13 protein-coding genes and 1 riboswitch are annotated in these 18,027 nt (G+C 62.2%); of the genes, 7 read left to right on the plus strand and 6 right to left on the minus strand.

The features are described 5' to 3' along the window. Positions 1-10: 10 nt before the first annotated feature. Both VFB05_RS04190 and VFB05_RS04195 read right to left on the minus strand, forming a co-directional pair. Positions 11-3,169: an EAL domain-containing protein gene (locus VFB05_RS04190; RefSeq protein ID WP_325009106.1), complete on the minus strand. Its 3,159-nt coding sequence runs from the start codon at positions 3,167-3,169 to the stop codon at positions 11-13. Between the two features lie 328 nt (positions 3,170-3,497). Next, positions 3,498-5,465: a hypothetical protein gene (locus tag VFB05_RS04195; RefSeq protein ID WP_325009108.1), complete on the minus strand. Its 1,968-nt coding sequence runs from the start codon at positions 5,463-5,465 to the stop codon at positions 3,498-3,500. A 257-nt stretch (positions 5,466-5,722) separates the two neighbouring features. Between VFB05_RS04195 and ggt the strand changes: the two genes are divergently transcribed. Continuing rightward, the gene (gene ggt / locus VFB05_RS04200; protein WP_325009174.1) at positions 5,723-7,342 is read left to right on the plus strand and encodes a gamma-glutamyltransferase; all 1,620 of its coding nucleotides are present in this window, start codon (positions 5,723-5,725) and stop codon (positions 7,340-7,342) included. Positions 7,343-7,354: 12 nt separating this feature from the next. On the opposite strand, the gene VFB05_RS04205 is transcribed toward ggt, so the two are convergent. Next, positions 7,355-8,596 (minus strand): transglycosylase, encoded by a 1,242-nt coding sequence (locus VFB05_RS04205; protein WP_325009110.1) that lies wholly within the window; start codon positions 8,594-8,596, stop codon positions 7,355-7,357. A 246-nt stretch (positions 8,597-8,842) separates the two neighbouring features. Then, entirely contained in the window at positions 8,843-9,346 is a 504-nt protein-coding gene (locus VFB05_RS04210) for an NADH-quinone oxidoreductase subunit B family protein (protein ID WP_325009112.1), read from the minus strand. 299 nt (positions 9,347-9,645) lie between these two features. On the opposite strand from VFB05_RS04210, the gene VFB05_RS04215 reads away from it, so the two are divergent. Continuing rightward, a complete protein-coding gene (locus tag VFB05_RS04215; RefSeq protein ID WP_325009114.1) occupies positions 9,646-9,849 on the plus strand; it encodes a hypothetical protein in 204 nt (67 codons plus the stop codon). A gap of 10 nt (positions 9,850-9,859) precedes the next feature. On the opposite strand, the gene VFB05_RS04220 is transcribed toward VFB05_RS04215, so the two are convergent. Further along, on the minus strand, positions 9,860-10,078 hold the full coding sequence (locus tag VFB05_RS04220) for a hypothetical protein (protein WP_325009116.1): 219 nt from the start codon (positions 10,076-10,078) through the stop codon (positions 9,860-9,862). A gap of 327 nt (positions 10,079-10,405) precedes the next feature. On the opposite strand from VFB05_RS04220, the gene VFB05_RS04225 reads away from it, so the two are divergent. Next, positions 10,406-13,546 (plus strand): bifunctional diguanylate cyclase/phosphodiesterase, encoded by a 3,141-nt coding sequence (locus VFB05_RS04225; RefSeq protein ID WP_325009118.1) that lies wholly within the window; start codon positions 10,406-10,408, stop codon positions 13,544-13,546. Positions 13,547-13,754: 208 nt separating this feature from the next. Here VFB05_RS04225 and VFB05_RS04230 read toward each other — a convergent pair whose 3' ends face one another. Next, positions 13,755-15,206 (minus strand): acetamidase/formamidase family protein, encoded by a 1,452-nt coding sequence (locus tag VFB05_RS04230; protein WP_325009120.1) that lies wholly within the window; start codon positions 15,204-15,206, stop codon positions 13,755-13,757. Between the two features lie 225 nt (positions 15,207-15,431). Beyond that, a riboswitch (Fluoride riboswitch) is annotated at positions 15,432-15,507 on the plus strand. Between the two features lie 55 nt (positions 15,508-15,562). On the opposite strand from VFB05_RS04230, the gene VFB05_RS04235 reads away from it, so the two are divergent. From VFB05_RS04235 to VFB05_RS04250, 4 genes are all read left to right on the plus strand, one after another. After that, positions 15,563-15,733, plus strand: coding sequence for a hypothetical protein (locus VFB05_RS04235; protein WP_325009122.1), 171 nt, complete (start codon positions 15,563-15,565; stop codon positions 15,731-15,733). Next, entirely contained in the window at positions 15,730-16,113 is a 384-nt protein-coding gene (gene crcB / locus VFB05_RS04240) for a fluoride efflux transporter CrcB (protein WP_325009123.1), read from the plus strand. The genes VFB05_RS04235 and crcB overlap by 4 nt, the downstream gene beginning before the upstream one ends. A 411-nt stretch (positions 16,114-16,524) precedes the next feature. Next, positions 16,525-16,719, plus strand: a complete 195-nt coding sequence (locus tag VFB05_RS04245) for a hypothetical protein (protein WP_325009125.1) — start codon at positions 16,525-16,527, stop codon at positions 16,717-16,719. A 184-nt stretch (positions 16,720-16,903) separates the two neighbouring features. After that, positions 16,904-17,965 (plus strand): class I SAM-dependent methyltransferase, encoded by a 1,062-nt coding sequence (locus VFB05_RS04250; RefSeq protein WP_325009127.1) that lies wholly within the window; start codon positions 16,904-16,906, stop codon positions 17,963-17,965. Positions 17,966-18,027 lie beyond the last annotated feature (62 nt).

Consider the following 18,027-nt stretch of genomic DNA (forward strand, 5'->3'; position numbering starts at 1 on the left):
GCCGCAGATCTCAGACAGATTGCTGGACTCGCGCATCCGCCATGCCGCCGGTCGTAGTGATCGCGCCGTAGGCCTCGATCGGCTGCGGCCGGCCGATCAGATAACCCTGCACCTCGTCGCAGCCTTCGTTGATGACCGCCGCCAATTGCGCGCTGGTCTCGACGCCCTCGGCAAGCACCGGCACCCCTAATCCGTGCGCCAGGCCGATCACCGCGCGGACGATCGCGAGCGACCGCTCGGTGCGGCCGAGATTTGAAATGAACGTGCGGTCGATCTTGATCCGGTCGAGCGGAAACGACTGCAGATAGGACAGCGATGAATATCCCGTGCCGAAGTCATCAAGCGCAAGCTGCACGCCGATAGCCTTCAGCTCCTTGAGCGTCTGCTTGGCGCGCCCGACGTTTTCGATCAAAACCCCTTCGGTAATCTCGAGCTCGAGCCGGCCGGGTGCGAGCCCCACCTCGTCAAGAACGATTTGCACGGTCCGCTCCAGCGCAGTTCGCCGGAACTGGATCGCCGAAACGTTGACAGCAACATGCAGCGGGGGATGCCAGGATGCGGCTTCCCGGCAGGCCTCGCGCAGAACCCATTCGCCGAGCTCAACGATCAAGCCGCTTTCCTCGGCAACCGGAATGAAATCGGAGGGCGGCACCGGACCGCGCTGCGGATGTCGCCAGCGCGCCAAGGCCTCGAAGCCGATGATCCTGCCGTCGGCGTTCTGCTGCGGCTGGTACTCGAGCGACAGCTCGCCGTTTGCAATGGCCAGCTTCAAGTCGCGTTCCAGCGCGCGCCGGTCACGCAATTGCTGGTCCATGGTCGCGGTGAAAAAACGGATCGCGCCGCGCCCGTCATGCTTGGCGCGGTAAAGCGCGGCATCGGCATTGGCGATCAGCGAGGTAATGTCCTCGCCATCGCGGGGATAAGCGGCCATTCCGATGCTGAGCCCGAGCTCGAAGCGGTGCCCCTCGATCTCGATTTCGTCGTCAAGCGCGGCCTGCAGCCGCCCTGCAAGCAGTTCCGCGCTGGACGGCAGCGGCTCCTGTTCGGCAATCGCAATGAACTCGTCGCCGCCAATTCGAGCGAGAAATGCCCCTTGCGCGGCCGCCTGCAGGCGGTGCGTCACCTCGCGCAAGACCAGATCGCCGGTCGAATGCCCGAACAGATCGTTGATTTGCTTGAAGCGATCGAGATCCAGGCACAGCACCGCAAAACGATTGCCATCCCGATGGGACCGCTGCAGCAAATCGGAGGCATATTCGTCGAGCGCGGCGCGGTTCGGCAGGTCGGTCAGCGCGTCATGACAGGCGAGATGCCGGATGCGCTGTTCGGCGCGCTTGCGGTCGGTCATGTCGAACGCCACGGCGACGCAGGCCTCGCGACCGTTGTAGGACAAAGGCCGCGCTTCGATCGCGACCTCGATCACCCGGCCGTCGGCCGTGATGTGCCGGCGCGTCGTTTGCGCGGTCTGCACCCCCCCGTGCTCGCGAAACTCTTGGTGCAACTGTTTGGTCTCGTCGGGGTGGCGCATCTGGTCGACCGTCATCGCGAGCATCTGCTCCCGCGAATAGCCGTAGTGCCGGCAGGTCGCCGCGTTGACGGCGAGCAGCTCCCGCGTGTTGATGTCGACCACCCACATCGGCAGCGGATTTTCCTCAAACAGCAAGCGGAAGGACGCCTCGCGCCGTTTCAGGTCGGTGATATCGACACGGATACCGATGCTGCCGCCGTCAGCCGTGCGCCGTTCCTCGATCCGGATCCAGCGATCTCCTGCAATCAGTTGCTCTTGCGTACTCTGTGGCTGCCGATGGCGCGCCATCCGCTCCCGCAGCCATTCCTCTTCGCACCCTTTGGCTTCCGGGTACTGGCCGTTTGCAAGGCCAAAACGCAGCGTGTCCTCAAAGCGCATGCCCGCGACCAGCGCGTTCTGGCTTTCGGAATAGAGCTCTCCGTAACGGCGGTTCCAGAGAACGTAGCGGTCGTCCGCGTCGAGGATCACGATCCCCTCGGGCACGACATCCAGCGCGTTCAACAACGTCGTATGCGCGACGCGCGCGGCCTCTTCGGCGCGCTCCGCATTGGCCTTCGCCTCGGTGAGCGCCTGTTCGGTCCGGTGGCGTTCGGTGATGTCCTCGTGGGTTGCGACCCAGCCGTGATCGGGCATCGGACGGTGACGGATCTGGATGACGCGGCCGTTGGCAAGTTCGACGATGGTATCGCTCGGGTGGTGAAAGCCCTGAACATTGTTGCGCCAGTCGTGATAAGCCTCCTTGGTCATGGCGGGCGCGCTGCCCGCCGCGTAGCGCAAATCGATGACCTCCTTGAGCAGCATTCCAGGCCGAAGGCTGTCGGGCGGCAGATCATAGGCCTCGGTGTAGCGGCGGTTCCAGACCACCAGGCGCTGCTCGCCGTCGAAAAAACACAGGCCTTGCGACATGTTGTTGAGCGCGAGATCGAAGCGGCCCGCGATCAGGCTGGCCTTCAGCTGCTCCAGCGTTGCTGTGGCCTCCGCCCGCCTTGCGCGCTCCCGCTCGGCGAGCATTTTTGCCCGCGACGCCACGAGCTTCACGAGGTCACGGTAGTTGATGTTCATGATGCGCACGAGCAGCATCAGCGAAAGGCAGAGGTTGAGGCCAATACAGACGAGCAGAGCCTCTCCCGAAAGGATCAGACGCAGCGAGATCGGGACGCCGGACAAAAGCAGCGTCAGGCGAGCGGCGCTCGGAAAACTCGCAAGGCAATAGGCGCTCCCGACCGACCCCATGAAGACCAGGAGCGCGATTGGCGCGCGCGAGTTGAAATCGACATTCTCGAACAGCACGAGTGCCCAGGCCGAGAAGCCCGCGTTCACGGCGGCCGCGACAAGGCGCGTTCTGGAGAGATAGCTCAGCGCCTGTTCGGGCGTGGGCACGACCTTTCTCAGCCTGGTCCAGTGCACCAGCCGGACAGCGCATATGACGAGGAGGACACCCGGCAGGCCAAACCTGAGCGCCCAGTCGACAGAGGACGGCAGCACGTAGGCGATGCTGAGACTGTCGACGATGGTGACGCAATACAGAACGGGTATCTGGCTGGTGAGGATGCGGAACTGCTCAAGCAGCAATGCTCGGCTCGCCGGTCTATTGGCGTTGCCGAGCCTGAACCAGCGCCTGATATTGCCAACCCATGTCATGGAAAGCCGCGCCCACTGGTGCGGCGAATTTGAAGTTCCTGTCAGTTTCGCCGCGAGTTCGTTACAGGAACTTCAAATTCAAAGACCGCACCACAAACCAATATTTTGTCAGAGCTCCTTTGATTCCGATGTTCGCATCAGAGGTCGCTCCAACAGCTTGCGAACCTCGGAATCGGAGCTCTGGACGAGCCAGCCTAGTTAATGGCGGATAACAGCCTGTAAAATCTCATGGTAAGGGTGAACTTAAAGTTTGACGGACATGGCAGCACATCCGGGAATTCCGTAGAATCACGGACTTATCGACGAAGGGACCCGCCGGTGGTCTGCCTTACGTATGCGCCGGCCAATGCCGGTCGCGGAACCAGGCGCGGTAATTCGACATCTTGGCGCGCTGCGCCTGCGGCGCGTGCCGCCTGCACGTTGCGGCCTCCTCGCTGTTTTCAGGCGCGCCCCAGCGAAGCTCGACGCAATCGTTCGGGTTATAGGCCATCTCGAGATCGGTGGCGCGATCGAGCACGTCCTTGACCGACAACGTCCACTGCGAACCGTCGCTGCGCGTATACGTCACCTTGCGCGAGGCGAGCTCGGACGTCAGCGCCGCCTGCAATTCGTTCCTCACCTGAGCGGCGCTCTTGCCCGGTGGGATCGCGTAGCGGTTTGAACGGCGCACGAGGCGATCCGGAAAGTTTCGTACCACATCGATCGCGATCAACAGGCGAAGATCGCGCGCCGGCGTCGAGAAATCCTCCCAGGCGCCGCTTGCCTGAAAGATCGAAGCGCCATCCGGCATCGACGTGTCGCCGGGCGCCTTGTTTTGATGGTTGCGTCCGTTCTCGACCGCCGTGACGCGCGTCCTGATCTGCTCGCTCAGGCTGGTGATGGCGTCCGCCATCGCGCGCATCGGATCGAGCGGCTCCGGCGACATCACGTCGTCCATGCGGTCGTAGAAATCCTCCGTCGGCATCTGCGACTGCTCGGCCGAGAAATCGCCGAACTCCGGATGCCTGTTGATTTCGGCGTTGCTGAGCCGGTGCAGCGGGCCGCCTTTGTCGCGCACGATGGGGCGGAAATGCTTGAAGCCGGGTGCCCCTAACGTGGGCTCGTGTGCAAAAAGGAAATTGCCGCGCCAGAAGCGTTTGCGCGTGATCGACCCGTCGGGTTCGGCGTCGACGGCGAGGAACACGCCGGGCGTGCCGTTCACTTCGTTCACCCGATGCACCAGCATCAGCACATGACCGTAAGGGTCGGCGTAGACCGTGCCCGGCCGCAACGCTTCCTTGGTCAGCGGCACAGTGTAGAAATCGGCACTGTCGTCGCCGGCACGCACGGAACCGGTATGGACGACATCACCGACGTCACGCAGATATTCCGCGAAGTTGGTCGGGCGCTTCGGCTTCGGCGGAGCCGCTTTCGCAGCCGGAGCGGCAGCAGGTTGATCTGCCGGCGCATCCGATTGGCTGAACATCCCCAGGAAACTGGACGTCTGCCGCGGCGGAGGTGGCGGCGGTGGTGCGTCTGCGACCGTCGCGCCCGTGTCCTGGCCGGGCGGCGGCGGTGGCCGCGTCACTTCCGGATGCTCGACGTCGAACCATTGCCCGCACCTCGGCGGCTTTCCGCGCGAGCAGTTCGAATAGCCGAACGGCAGTCCCATTTTGAAGGCGAAATAAGCGCGCAGGAAATAGACGAAGTCGGCACAGTCGGGCCGCAATCCGGTCTGGGTGATGTCTTCGTTACGGCCGAGATAATTGTAGAGGAAATTGCGCCGGGGATCGCGCAGCACCTCGTACCAGACCTTCCAGTTCAGATCCTGCTCCGGCGGTCCGTCGAACAGTTTTTCGATCCACGCCGAGAACAGCGCTTCGCTCGTGCTGTTCCAGCTGTTGCGCGTCGGCCAGATCATTCCCGCCGGAATGCGGAAAGGCTCCGGCTTGCGTCCCACCACCGTGATGTCGCGGGCGATCGGACCACACTCGGCGGAGTTAAGCGTCGCGCGCCAGGTGCCCGCGGCAGGCGAAGCGACCTCGGCGAACCAGGAATAAGGCGGGCCCTCATGATGCTCCGCCGATTTGACGGCGACGCTGCCGTCGGGCGCGACCAGCGACAGCGTGCCTGCGACCGGCTTCTCCGCAATGACCATGACCCGCAGCGGCGCGCCGCTCCAGGGCGAAAACGGCGATGGCAGGACGGTCACCCCGGCGCAACCGTCGGATGCGGCCATAGCGGGGAAATTAAGGAAAAGTCCGGCTGAGATCAGCGAGAACGCCGTGGCAGCGGCAAAGCGGCGCCCGGGAAGCATTCGGAGAGAAACCCTGCTAGAGAAGAGATCTGGAACTTGCATTCGACCCTGCCGCTGGTCGGATTGCAAGATACTGAATCGGAAGGAAGAAGTCATTGCGAGCTTTTCACGCCGTGTTGAAAACCCGCGCCGATCGAGTTGACCTTGTCCCAGCAAGGCTCGCGGAACTTTTTATTCTAGCTGCCTGCCTGTGGTCGGTGGTGTCGGTTCCCGCTGCCGACGCCGCCTCGACACGGCCGGTCGCGGCCGAGCATGGCATGGTGGTCACGGCGCAACACCTTGCGACCGAGGTTGGGGTCAACGTTCTCAAAACCGGCGGCAATGCAGTCGATGCCGCGGTTGCGGTCGGATATGCACTTGCAGTCGTTTATCCAGCCGCAGGCAATCTCGGCGGCGGCGGCTTCATGACCATTCGCTTTGCCGACGGTCGCAAGACCTTTCTCGACTTTCGCGAGAAGGCGCCGCGCGCGGCAACGCGCGACATGTATCTCGACAAGGACGGCAAGGTCGCCAGTGGCCTGAGCACGGTGGGGTGGCTCGCCGCCGGCGTCCCCGGCTCCGTGTCGGGTCTGGAATATGCGCGTTGGAAATACGGCACGATGACGCGCGCCGCACTGATCGATCCGGCGATTGAACTCGCCGACGATGGATTCATCCTCGACCAGGGCGACGTCGACATGCTGGCAACGGCGACCGACGACTTCAGGAAGTTTCCGCCGACCGCAAAAATCTTCCTCAAAGAGGGACAGCCTTTCACCGCCGGCCAAAGACTGGTGCAGCACGATCTCGCCGACACCTTGCGCCTGATCCGCTCGCATGGCGCGGACGGCTTCTACAAGGGCAAGACGGCTCTCGCCATCGTCAAGGCGAGCCGCGCCGGCGGCGGAATCTTCGAGGAAGAAGATCTCGCGAGCTACCGGACGCGCGAGCTTGCGCCGATCGAGTGCGAGTACCGCGGCTATCACCTGATCTCGGCGCCGCCGCCGAGTTCCGGCGGCGTCGCCCTTTGCGAGATGTTGAACATCCTGGAGGGATACCCGCTCCGCAAGCTTGGCTGGGGCTCGGCGATGGCGCTGCATGACGAGATCGAGGCGATGCGTCACGCCTATGCCGATCGCGGTACGCTTCTTGGCGATCCCGCCTTTGTCAAAAATCCGGTCGCACGGCTGATCGACAAAGGCTACGCCGCGAAAGTTCGCGACTCCATCGCCGTCGACAAGGCCGGTGTCTCCAGCGAATTCGGCAAGGACGTGATGGCGCATGAAGGCTCCAACACCACGCACTTTTCCATCATTGATCGCGCCGGCAACGCCGTGTCGCTGACCTATACGCTGAACGACTGGTTTGGCGCGCGCGTTGTCGCGACCGGCACCGGCGTCCTGATGAACGACGAAATGGACGACTTCACGCCCGATCCGGGCCGGACCAACAAGTACGGCGTGGTGTCAGGTGATGCGAATGCGATTGCGCCGGGCAAAATCCCCTTGAGTTCGATGAGCCCGACCATCATCACCAAAGATGACAAGCCGGTGCTCGTGATCGGTACGCCCGGCGGCAAGCGCATCATCACCGCGGTGCTGCAAACGATCCTCAACGTCATCGACTACCAGATGAACATCCAGGAAGCCGTCGATGCGCCGCGCATCCATCATCAATGGTTTCCGGATGTGACCAATGTCGAACCGTATGGGCTCTCACCGGACACGCGGAAGATCCTCGAGGGCATGGGGTACAAGTTCGACGATCAGCTGCCGGCCAATCACCTCGCCGCGATCATCGTCGGCGCGCCGAGCCTGGAGGGCAAGCCGGTCGGCCGCAACCGATATTACGGCGCGAACGATCCGCGGCGCGGCACGGGTCTGGCGCTTGGATATTAGCGGGCGGAAATTTTAAGGACTCGCCCGTTCGGCGGCAGCGGTGGCGGTCGACATGTATTTCGACATGAAGTTGGCAACCCGATCGCGCCACATTCCGACGAACGCCTCGGATGTCAGTTTGTCGACCGATTTCCATGTGTCTTTGATCGAGGGAAGCGTGTTGCCCCAGATCGCGCGCTTGCACCACTTTTCGCCTTTCTCCCTGCCTTCGCCGGTGGCGCACATGGATTTCCAGGCGATGCGATCGGGTTGGCTGATGTGCTCGGCGGCGCCTTCCCAGCCTTGTTGATGGATCAGGTAGAGATCGCTCAAGGTCGGCGTCTTGTGCGTCACCCAATCGAACAGAATGCCTTCGGTAATGACCTTGTAGGCGGCCGCAACGGCATTGTCGCGCGGATCGAGAATCTGCCCGGAGCCATATTTGGCGAACTCGTATTTGCTCAGCTGGAACAGCCCCATATACGACCCGGTGCGTTGCTTGGGATCGAAGTCCGACTCGATTTTCGCAACCGCTTTCATGAAATTGAAGTCGAGACCAAAAGCGTCGGACGCGCGCTTGATCTCCTCGATCGGCGTTCCGACCGGGATGTCCTTGAATGCTCTCAGGACGACAGCCGCGGGCTTCTCGGCAGGCGGCAGTTCGGACCAGACGTAATAGATGAGATACTTGAAATCCGGCGTCGCCTTCGCGGGGGTGACGACCGGAGTGGCGGCATCGGTGGACACATCGCGCGTTGGCGGCAGGACGACATCATGGTGGCCCAGATCCGCCAGCTTCACGTCGCCCGATTTCGAGTCCGCTGATTTCGTCTCCGCCGCTTTCGAGTCCTCAAGTTTGGTGTCCACCGGTTTCAAGTCCGCCGGCTTCGTGTCCGCCGGCTTCAAGTCGACCGATTTCGTGTCCACCGATTTTGTATCGCCGGGATCGTCGCCGGTTTCCGCTTTGGCGATCAACGGTGGTCCGGATGCCGACTCCGCCACCGCAGCGGGCGCTGCTGCGGGCGCCGCTGCGGGTGCTGCCTCAAGCACTGCTGCAGGCGCCGTTGCAACTTCGACAGACGTCTGCGGCATGGCGGCGGAGACCGCAGGCACAGGCGTCGCCGATGTCTCGGCATTCATAGCCGCCTTTTGCGCTACGTCCGGCGTGGTCACACCCGGCGTGTTTCCGCCGAGCTGTACGATCATCACCAGCTGATAGCTTATCCCCGTGAGTGCTATCGCACTCACAATGCAGGCAGCTTGCCAGGCTTTCATCGCCCCCGACTCCGCGGCACTACCCCGGAACGAACGCTACACCCATGCTCGCCATAGTCCATTGCAAGCACGCAACACCTGACGGCTTTTTCGCGGGCTGTCCCAAAACGGGGCGACTGACAAGGTCGGGATGGGCTGGGAGCGTCAGGATGGGCTGGCAGAGCGGCGCTACTTGCTGAGCAGCGTCAATCCTGTCGGCGGGCCATCGACCGCTGTCGGGCGCCATCGACGAACAGCGTCGATCAACTATCGCTCGATCCTGCCGCTGCGCAGGATTTTCTTCTGCAACAGCAGAACGCCGTAAAGCAGGGCTTCCGCGGTCGGCGGACAACCGGGGACGTAGATGTCCACCGGCACGATGCGATCGCAACCGCGCACGACCGAATAGGAATAGTGATAATAGCCGCCGCCATTCGCACAGGAGCCCATCGAGATCACGTAGCGAGGCTCGGGCATCTGGTCGTAGACCCTGCGCAGGGCCGGCGCCATCTTGTTGCAGAGTGTTCCGGAGACGATCATCACATCGGACTGCCGCGGCGAGGCCCGAGGCGCCGCGCCGAAACGCTCGATGTCGTAGCGCGGCATCGACACCTGCATCTGTTCGATCGCGCAACAGGCAAGTCCGAACGTCATCCACATCAGCGAACCCGATCGCGTCCATCGCACGAGGTCGTCAAGCGGCGCGACGAAATAACCGCGGTCGCCGAGATCATGATGCACGTTGTCTACAAGGGTCTGGTTGTCCAGCATCTTCGGATTTCCGAGCCTTTGAGCCAAATGCGCCTGGCTGCGCCAGGACCGCCGGAGACCATTCTCATTTGCCGGCGCGAATGGCGGCGCGATCGGTCCCTTCAGACGACCAATCCCCGGCGCGCGCCGACGTTCCTGTCGGGCGCGACTTGTCCCGAGACTTGCCCCGCAGTGTCACACAAGCGTCGCAAAAAAAACGGCCCCAGAACGGCGCCTGCGTATTTTCTGCCATGCGGTAACGTAAGTTAGCGACGCGCTGTAGCGATCCATCGCAACGTGGAATCCGAAGGGAGGTTTCCATGATCGTGAGACGTAATCGCCGGAAGCAAACTGTTTCGTTCGACGAACGGCTGCAGATGGCCGCGAAGGAAGCGCGTCAGGCCGCGCAGTCGCTGCCGCAAGGCGCGGAGCGCGAAGATCTCCTGAAGAAGGCAAGACAGGCCGAGGCCGCAAGACGCATCAATGGATGGTTGATGTCGCGTGGCCTAAGGCCGCCGGCATGACGCCGCAGCGCTATTTCGGCGCCGGCACAATTTCAATAAGCGCACGCCTTCCTGCCGCTGTCAGATCGCCGAGCGTGGTCTTGCCGGCGCGCGCGCATTTGATGATCTGTTTGGCAACGCGTTTGCGGACCGAATGCTTTTCCCCGTCCGCGGCTTTCTCGCAGACGCGATCCAAAGCAACGTTCATGTTGGCGAGCGCACGTGGATCAAATGCCCCTTCGATCGACATTGTTGGCCTCCGCTCTCCCCGGGGGAACCCGAGCCTAAGCCGGTTCCGCAAGGCGGTCCTTAACTTATGATAGCGGGCGGGATTAGGAACGCTTGACGGCCCGGCGCGTAGGCCCAGTGCTTTCGTGCTTTTTCTCCCCGGGGCACGGAAGCCATTCCGGACCGTCCTCCGGCGTCTGACGCGCCGGAGGACGCGGCATGATCGGGACCAGGCGGACACGCCGGGCGGCCCGGCCTTTCAGGCATCGCCATTAACGCTTCGATAACCGTCATTACTAACGTGCGCTCCACGGTCGGACTGTAGTCTGTTCCGCGGGGAGCGAGAAAAATGCTGACCAACAGCAAGGAATCTTTCGGCGAAAGGGGCGTGGTCGACATCGGCAGTTTGGCCGATGGCGATTCCACTCGTCGTCGTAATCCCATTCTCTGGCTGTTCATTTGCGGCATCCTGCTGATCGCGGCCATTGCCGTCGGCACCGCGATGATGGTGCGCAATTTCCGCGACCATGCGATCGAGAGCAGCAAGCGCGAGCTCGAAAACGCCGTCGTTTTGCTCTCGCGTCATTTCGACCAGCAACTCGACGACGCGGAAGTTCCTCTCGTCGACCTGATCGAACAAGCGCGTCAGGACGGCATCAACTCGCCCGAAGATTTCAAGCGCCGGATGTCAACTCCGGAAATGCACCGGGAGCTCGTCGAAAAAGTCAGCCACGCGTCCAAGGTCGCCGGCATCAACATCTATGACGCCGACGGCGTCCTGATCAACTCGTCGGAAACCGAAAGCGTGCCGAACGTCAGGATTGACGATCGCGCCTATTTCAAGGCTCTGCGGTCCAGCACGGACCCGGCGCAGCCGCAGATGGAGCTGGTGCTCAGCCGCTTTACGCACGTCTGGAAAACCCTCCTCACCCGCAAGGTCGTTGGCCAGGACGGCCAGTTCCTTGGCGTAGTGTCGCGCGCGATTGCGCCGGCCAAATTCGAGGAATTCTTCTCCGCCGTCGCGCTTGGAAAAGACGCCACGATCTCCATGCATCATCACGGCGGAAAGCTGATTGCGCGCTATCCCCATGTCGAAGCGGTCATCGGCAAGGATTTCAGGACAGACTCGACGCCGGAAGCCGCCGCGTTCCTGAAAATGGCTCACGGGACAACCCGACTGTTCAGCCCAATCGACAACGCCGAGCGGCTGGTGTCGATTCAAAGCCTGTCGCGCTTTCCGCTCTCGGTCGTGGCGACGACGACAGTTGAGGCATCTCTCGCCGACTGGCGGGCGCAGACCAAATTCCTGGTGGTCGCGGCGATCCTTTCGGTCATCATCATCGCCGTCACCATCCTGCTGATCGTCCGGCGCCTGACGTTGCAGCACCAATTCGCACAGCAGCGGGTCAATCTGGAAAAGCAGCGTCTCGATACGGCGGTCGAGAACATGGTGCAGGGCCTGACGCTGTTCGACCGCCACAGGCGACTCGTCGTCCGCAACCAGCGTTATCTCGAGATGTATAACCTTTCGCCCGATGTCGTGAAGCCGGGCTGCTATCTCCACGAACTTATCGCCCACCGCAACCAGGTCGGGCTGATTGGCGTCGACGTCGATCAGTATTGCGCCAAGATCGTCGACCACGCCGCGCGCGGCGAAACGGTCACGCTGCGATCGGCGGACGGTGGCACGTTTCAGATCCGGCATCGCTCGTTGCCGGATGGCGGCTGGGTCGCCACTCATGAAGACATCACCGAACGTTCGCGCCAGGAAAACGCCATCCTGCAGCAGGCCAGCGAACTGGCGCGCATCAACATGCAATTCGATGCAGCACTTGGCAACATGGCCCAGGGGCTTTGCATGTTCGACGGCGAGAAGCGGCTCGTGGTCTGGAACGAGCGCTACGCGAAGCTCTATCAGCTGTCGCCGGATCTTTTGAAAGTCGGAACGACCCACGAAGCCATCATTGCCGATCGCGTCTTGCGCGGCATCCTCAAGGGCGAGACGAGCGCCTCTGCGACCCGGGAAAAGCTCGCTTCGCTGAACCAGCTGCCGAAAGATACGGCATCCTCCCGGGTCGACGAATTTGCCGACGGGCGCTTCATCCTGGTGACCCGGCAGCCGATGGCTGACGGCGGATGGCTCGCCACGCACGAGGACATCACCGAACGGCGGCGGGCGGAAGCGGAGATCGTCCACCTGGCGCGTCACGATGCGCTGACCGGACTTGCAAACCGCGCGGAATTCAACGTCAGGCTCGATGAGGCGTGCAAGCGTCTGAAACGGAGCGGTGGCACCGTCACGGTGATGATGGTCGACCTCGACAAGTTCAAGGGCGTCAACGACACTTTCGGACATCCGGCCGGAGACGCGTTGCTGATCGAGGTCGGCAGGCGCCTGCGGTCGACCGTTCGGGAAAGCGACGTCGTGGCGCGCCTCGGCGGCGACGAATTTGCCATCATCCAGGAGGGCGGAGCCGACCCGCATGAGGGCGCGATAGCGCTTGCACTGCGGATCATCGGCGCCATTTCCAAACCGTTCGACCTCAACGGCAGCCCGGCGCAACTCGGCACCAGCATCGGCATCGTGCTCGCCCCCGAGCACGAGATCGACCCCGAGGGGCTGCTCAAGCGCGCCGACCTTGCGCTCTACGACGCCAAATCCAACGGACGCAACGACTACCGTTTCTTCCGCGAGGAACTGCTCGAAGTCGCCCGCACCCAGCGCACTGCGGAAAGCGAACTGCGCGAGGCGATCGAGCGGGAAGATTTCGAACTGTATTACCAGCCCGTCGTGGACGCGAAGACGCGCACCTTGTGCGGCGTCGAGGCGCTCGTCCGGTGGAAGCACCCGACCAAGGGCCTCATCGCGCCCGACAAGTTCGTTCCGCTCGCGGAAACGACCGGGCTCATCGGCCCTCTCGGCGAATGGATCCTGCGGCGCGCCTGCGCCGACGCGGCCGCCTGGCCTGCGCACATCAAGCTCGCGGTCAACATCTCGGCGATCCAGTTCAAGAAGGGCAACCTGTTCGAGGTCATCCTGCGCACGCTGATGGAAACCGGGCTTTCGCCGGAACGGCTGGAGCTTGAGATCACCGAGACCTCGCTCCTGGAGAACCAGGAAGCCCATCTCACCACCATCCGTCAGCTGAAAAATCTCGGCATCTCGATGGCGCTCGACGATTTCGGCACTGGATATTCTTCAGTGAACTATCTGGCGAACTTTCCGTTCGACAAGATCAAGATCGACAAGTCGTTCACGCAAGGCGTCCTCAGCCGCCGCGACTGCAAGGCGGTCGTGGCCTCGACGCTCGCGCTCGCGCAAGGTCTCGGGACTGTGACCACGGCCGAGGGCGTCGAGACCGAGGAACAGCTGGAATACATGCGTGCGGCCGGAGTGGACTTGGTGCAAGGCTATCTGTTCGGCCGGCCGGCGCCGCTCTCCCAACTCGACCTCGACGCCACGCCGGCGCTGAAGGTCATGGTCGCGTAAGCGAAACCCTCCCGAAACCCTCCCCAAACCCTCTCCCCTTGCGGGAGAGGATGGTTTCGAGCGCTAACGAGAAACCGGGTGAGGGGTTCGGCATCGCAGACAGGAACCCCTCATCCGGCTCGCATCATTGCTCGCCACCTTCTCCCGCAAGGGGAGAAGGTAAGAAAGCGGGCGGTCGACCCACCCCGCTCAAATTGCGCGGCAAATGTCACGCCCTGCCGGAGAAGACGTCCTTTCGCACCAGCGCGTGGACGCCCCAGTTGCCGTCGACCACCTGCGTGACGCCGAAGTCGACGCCGATCGACATCAGCGAAATCGCTTCGTCCTCCGTCAGGCCTTTCGTGGTCATCAGGAAGTGGCGCATCTTGCGGAACGCGTCGCGCATCGCAAGATCGACCGACGACTTGCTGTAGATCACCGATTGCGCTTCCGGTCCCAGTTCCTTGAGGTAATTGGCGAACGAGAAGCCGTGGACCAGCCACTCGTTCTGCGTTTCCAGTAGCGGATAGTTCAGTTGCTCCAGCGGCGTCCCGCCGAGATCGGCTTTCTTGTGCACGATGAGCTGGAACGTACCCGTCATCGAACATTCGATCGCCGTGCCGCACAATTCGCTGTCGCCCTGCGAGGCATGCGGATCGCCGGCGGACAAAAGCGCGCCTTCGACCGAGACCGGATAGTACATGGTCGCGCCTTTTCCGATCCGCCAGTTGTCGATGTTGCCGCCGGTATAGCTCGGCGGAATCGTATCGACGAAATCAGCTTCCGCTGGCGCCAGGCCGAGCGTGCCGAAATGCGGCCGAATCGGAATGCGGACGCCTCTCAGGACTCCCTCGTTCCGCTTGGTCTTGGAATGATCGACGGGCACGCCGGGATAGTCGATCGTGGCGTGGGTGACGCCGAACGGATCGGTCTGCGGCACCCACTGGAAATTATAGACCGCTTCCGCCCAGCTTTTGCCGCCCGTCGTCTCGAGCTGGTAGATGGTCACGACCTCGCGCTTCACGCCGCCGAGCAGGTCATTGTACTGAAAGCCCCAGTTGGCCGCGGCGTTCGAGCCGAAGGTCTTGCCCTTGAATTGCGGATTGGCACAGGCGCGCGGCACGCAGTCGAGAATGCGCACCTCAAGGATATCGCCGGGCTCGGCGCCGCGCACGAACACCGGCCCCGTCATGATGTGAACGCCTTGCCCCTCGCCGGAGCCTTTCTTGTAGACCTTCGGATCGGTCGAACCCGCGCCGCGGCGGTCGACGCCCTTCTTGTCCTTGGTCCAGAGAAAAACGCTCTCGGCGCCGGGATCGCCGTTGACCATGCGGTCGACATCGTCGCCCGCATGATGTGTCAGCGTTTCGATGGTGACGATGTCGCCGCTGTTGATTTCAACGCGCGGCTTCAGCGTCTTGGAGAAATAGCCCCAGTGCACCGTGTCGGAATTGGCGGGCAGTGTGTGCCAGGCGCGCTCGCTCGGCTGCCGCGCGGCCGAGGCCTGCGCCAGCGCCGGCGTCACCACGGACAGGCCGCCGATCGCGCCGAGCGCCGCGACGCCACCGCTTGCAAACACGCCCGATCGCAACAGATTGCGCCGCTCGATATCGAGCCCTTCCTTGAATTTTTCGTAGTGCAGCTTGAAATGCGGACAATTGAGATCGTCACCCTGGCACATTGCGGAAAATCCTCCCCTGCTGATCGGCGCGATCTTCAGCGCAGGTTTTGGCCTCAACAAGGCCGAGTTTTGAGCGCGGCCTGCCTTGTTTCTATGCGCGCCGCAAAGCGCGACAGATTTTTGAAGCGCGTCCAAGAATTTGCGTTCGGCTGCGCGTGACGCATGCGTGGTGAGCGTTCAAAAGCGTCAGGCGTCTTGACCTAAAGCCAAAATTGAATAACGATGTCAGCCGATGGGGATGGAGTCCCCCGATAACCGCCGAGAGGTCAAGCGCCTCGAGGCTGATGACTCCTACCGGACGCCTGCGCGTCGGTAGGAGCTATTTCCTTCCAGCAGCGTCCAAACATGGGCGCGAGATGGCTGGGATTCCCACGACACTTGCAATCGGCATCTGGACCACCGGCGCGTGCCGGGTGGTGGCCATCATTGCCTATGTCCTCGAACTCGAAACTGCGTTTGTCGCGCCGCTCTCGGTCATCGGAATTCTGACCGGCTCGGCCGAATGGCTGACAAGGAGAAGGCATTGAACCCGACTTTTATTCTCGCCGTCGCCGCTGGCGGGGCGCTCGGCTCCGTGATGCGCTATCTGGTTGGTATCGCATCAGGCAGGTTGTTCGGCACGAACTTCCCGTGGGGGACGCTGATCATCAACGTCACGGGTTCGTTTCTGATCGGCGCCTTTGTCGGCCTGTTCGCAACGAAGTGGGATTTGCCGCAAGCGGCGCGGATATTCCTCACCGTCGGAATTTGCGGCGGCTACACCACCTTCTCGACCTTCTCGCTGGATGCCTGGTACCTGATCGAACGAGGTCTGAGCGTGGCCTCATTGGCCTACATGGTCTCGTCAGTCGTCTTTTCCGTGGCTGCCTTGATCGCAGCGCTGCAGCTGATCCGAATGTTACCGTGAATTCGGATCGGCATCTCGCGGCAGGCCTTCTTTGACGGCATCCGACACCGTGTAAGGTCCGTGTCAGCATCACCTTTGCACTGATCCTGATCGCCATGCTGATCAACCAGGGCGAGAAGAACTAGTGTGGCGGTTCAGAAGTCCGCATCATTTTCGCCGGGGGTACGTCATGCGGACTTCTGAACCAAAGCCACACTAGATCAATAAATTAGCTAGTGTCCTTTCGATTCCGAAGTTCGAAACGTGGCTCCGAAAAATGCTACGAACTTCGGAATCGAGACACTAGCGCGCCCTTGGCAATCGAGCCGCATCACGGCCGGTTGAATGAAACCGTTTTCCGGCCGCGCGAAGTGGTCCTGAAACAAAGCCGTCCCATGTTGCGGATTGACCAACTCTCGATGGGAGGAAGCAATGCGCAGCACGATTTTCTCCGTCACTTTGCTCGCGGTCGGCTTTCTGGGCTTTTATGCCCTGATCTCGGACTCGCTGGCTTCAACGCGCCACACAAGGACGCTGACGTTCGAAGAGCGGTTTGCGCCGGCGCTGACCTTGCCCGGCATGAACGGCGCGACACAGAACTGGCCGGATAGCGCGACGCTGCCTTGAGCGCGAGACGCCGTGGTCCGTGCGGGACCGCGGCGGCGCTTTCGTACAAGCTCCATCTGTTCAAATGCGCCGTCTCAGCGCCGCTGCGCCACGATGCGTGCGCCTAATCTTGCGTTCCCGGGCAAAACCGGAGGAGCGAGCAGGTCCGATTCCAAATCCAACGACAGCAACAAAGGAGGATGTCATGCGTGAGCCGAATCCTGAAAAGCTGAACGAACTGGTTGGGAAGCTCGTAAACGACGTTGGTGTCTCATTGGCCGGCGCGAGCATCCTGCTCGGCGACCGCCTCGGGCTCTACAGGGCGATGGCCGACGGGAAACCGGTCACGCCGTCCGATCTCGCCAAAAAGACCAAGCTGCACGAGCGTTACCTGCGCGAGTGGCTGTGCGGTCAGGCCGCATCCGGATATGTCGACTATGATTCCGACAAGGATACGTTCTCGCTCTCGGCGGAGCAGGCCATGGCGCTCGCCGAAGAAGCATCGCCCGCGTTTTTCGCAGGCGCCTTCGACATCGTGCAATCGGCCTATCTCGACGAACCCAAGGTTGCCGACGCCTTCAGGACCGGGAACGGCGTCGGCTGGCACGAGCATTCAAAGTGCCTGTTCGCGGGCACCGAGCGCTTCTTCAGGCCGGGCTATAATGCCAACCTGGTTTCGAGCTGGATTCCGGCGCTCGATGGCGTCGAGGCCAAGCTGAAGGCCGGCGCCAGGGTTGCCGACGTCGGATGCGGCCACGGCGCTTCAACGATCGTGATGGCAAAGGCCTATCCCAAATCCACCTTCTTCGCCTTCGACTACCACAAGCCGTCGATCGAGCGCGCGAAGGCACTGGCGCAGGACGCTGGCGTCGGCGAGCGCATTACATTCGCGCAGGCCAGCGCCAAGGATTTCCCGGCGCAGGACTACGATCTCGTCGCATTCTTCGATTGCCTGCACGACATGGGTGACCCCGTGGGCGCCGGCAAGCGCGTCAGGCAAACGCTGGGCAAGGACGGAACGTGGATGATCGTCGAGCCGTTTGCCTGCGATAATCTGAAAGACAACCTCAACCCGGTCGGCCAAGTCTACTACCATGCCTCGACCTTCATCTGCACGCCTGCATCGCTCTCCCAGGAAGTGGGGCTCGGACTTGGCGCTCAGGCCGGCGAGCGCAGACTGCGCCAGGTCGCAACCGAAGCGGGCTTTAGGCGCTTCCGCCGCGCAACCGAGACGCCGGTCAATATGATCTTCGAGGTACGCGCCTGAGCGATCGGACGAATTTTATCGCACTGCACAGGTGAGAGACCGCGGCGAAGCGTTCGTTGCCC

Source organism: Bradyrhizobium sp. (genome assembly GCF_035652035.1).
Lineage (GTDB): Bacteria > Pseudomonadota > Alphaproteobacteria > Rhizobiales > Xanthobacteraceae > Bradyrhizobium.

Bases quoted from the DNA above. Each gene is read 5' to 3' on its own strand.
- VFB05_RS04205 (WP_325009110.1), bottom strand. From the start codon at position 8,596: ATGAAAGCCTGGCAAGCTGCCTGCATTGTGAGTGCGATAGCACTCACG.
- VFB05_RS04245 (WP_325009125.1), top strand. From the start codon at position 16,525: ATGCGCAGCACGATTTTCTCCGTCACTTTGCTCGCGGTCGGCTTTCTG.
- VFB05_RS04230 (WP_325009120.1), bottom strand. From the start codon at position 15,206: ATGTGCCAGGGTGACGATCTCAATTGTCCGCATTTCAAGCTGCACTAC.
- ggt (WP_325009174.1), top strand. From the start codon at position 5,723: ATGGTGGTCACGGCGCAACACCTTGCGACCGAGGTTGGGGTCAACGTT.
- VFB05_RS04190 (WP_325009106.1), bottom strand. From the start codon at position 3,169: ATGACATGGGTTGGCAATATCAGGCGCTGGTTCAGGCTCGGCAACGCC.
- VFB05_RS04250 (WP_325009127.1), top strand. From the start codon at position 16,904: ATGCGTGAGCCGAATCCTGAAAAGCTGAACGAACTGGTTGGGAAGCTC.
- VFB05_RS04215 (WP_325009114.1), top strand. From the start codon at position 9,646: ATGATCGTGAGACGTAATCGCCGGAAGCAAACTGTTTCGTTCGACGAA.
- VFB05_RS04235 (WP_325009122.1), top strand. From the start codon at position 15,563: ATGGCTGGGATTCCCACGACACTTGCAATCGGCATCTGGACCACCGGC.
- VFB05_RS04210 (WP_325009112.1), bottom strand. From the start codon at position 9,346: ATGCTGGACAACCAGACCCTTGTAGACAACGTGCATCATGATCTCGGC.
- VFB05_RS04195 (WP_325009108.1), bottom strand. From the start codon at position 5,465: ATGCTTCCCGGGCGCCGCTTTGCCGCTGCCACGGCGTTCTCGCTGATC.
- VFB05_RS04225 (WP_325009118.1), top strand. From the start codon at position 10,406: ATGCTGACCAACAGCAAGGAATCTTTCGGCGAAAGGGGCGTGGTCGAC.
- VFB05_RS04220 (WP_325009116.1), bottom strand. From the start codon at position 10,078: ATGTCGATCGAAGGGGCATTTGATCCACGTGCGCTCGCCAACATGAAC.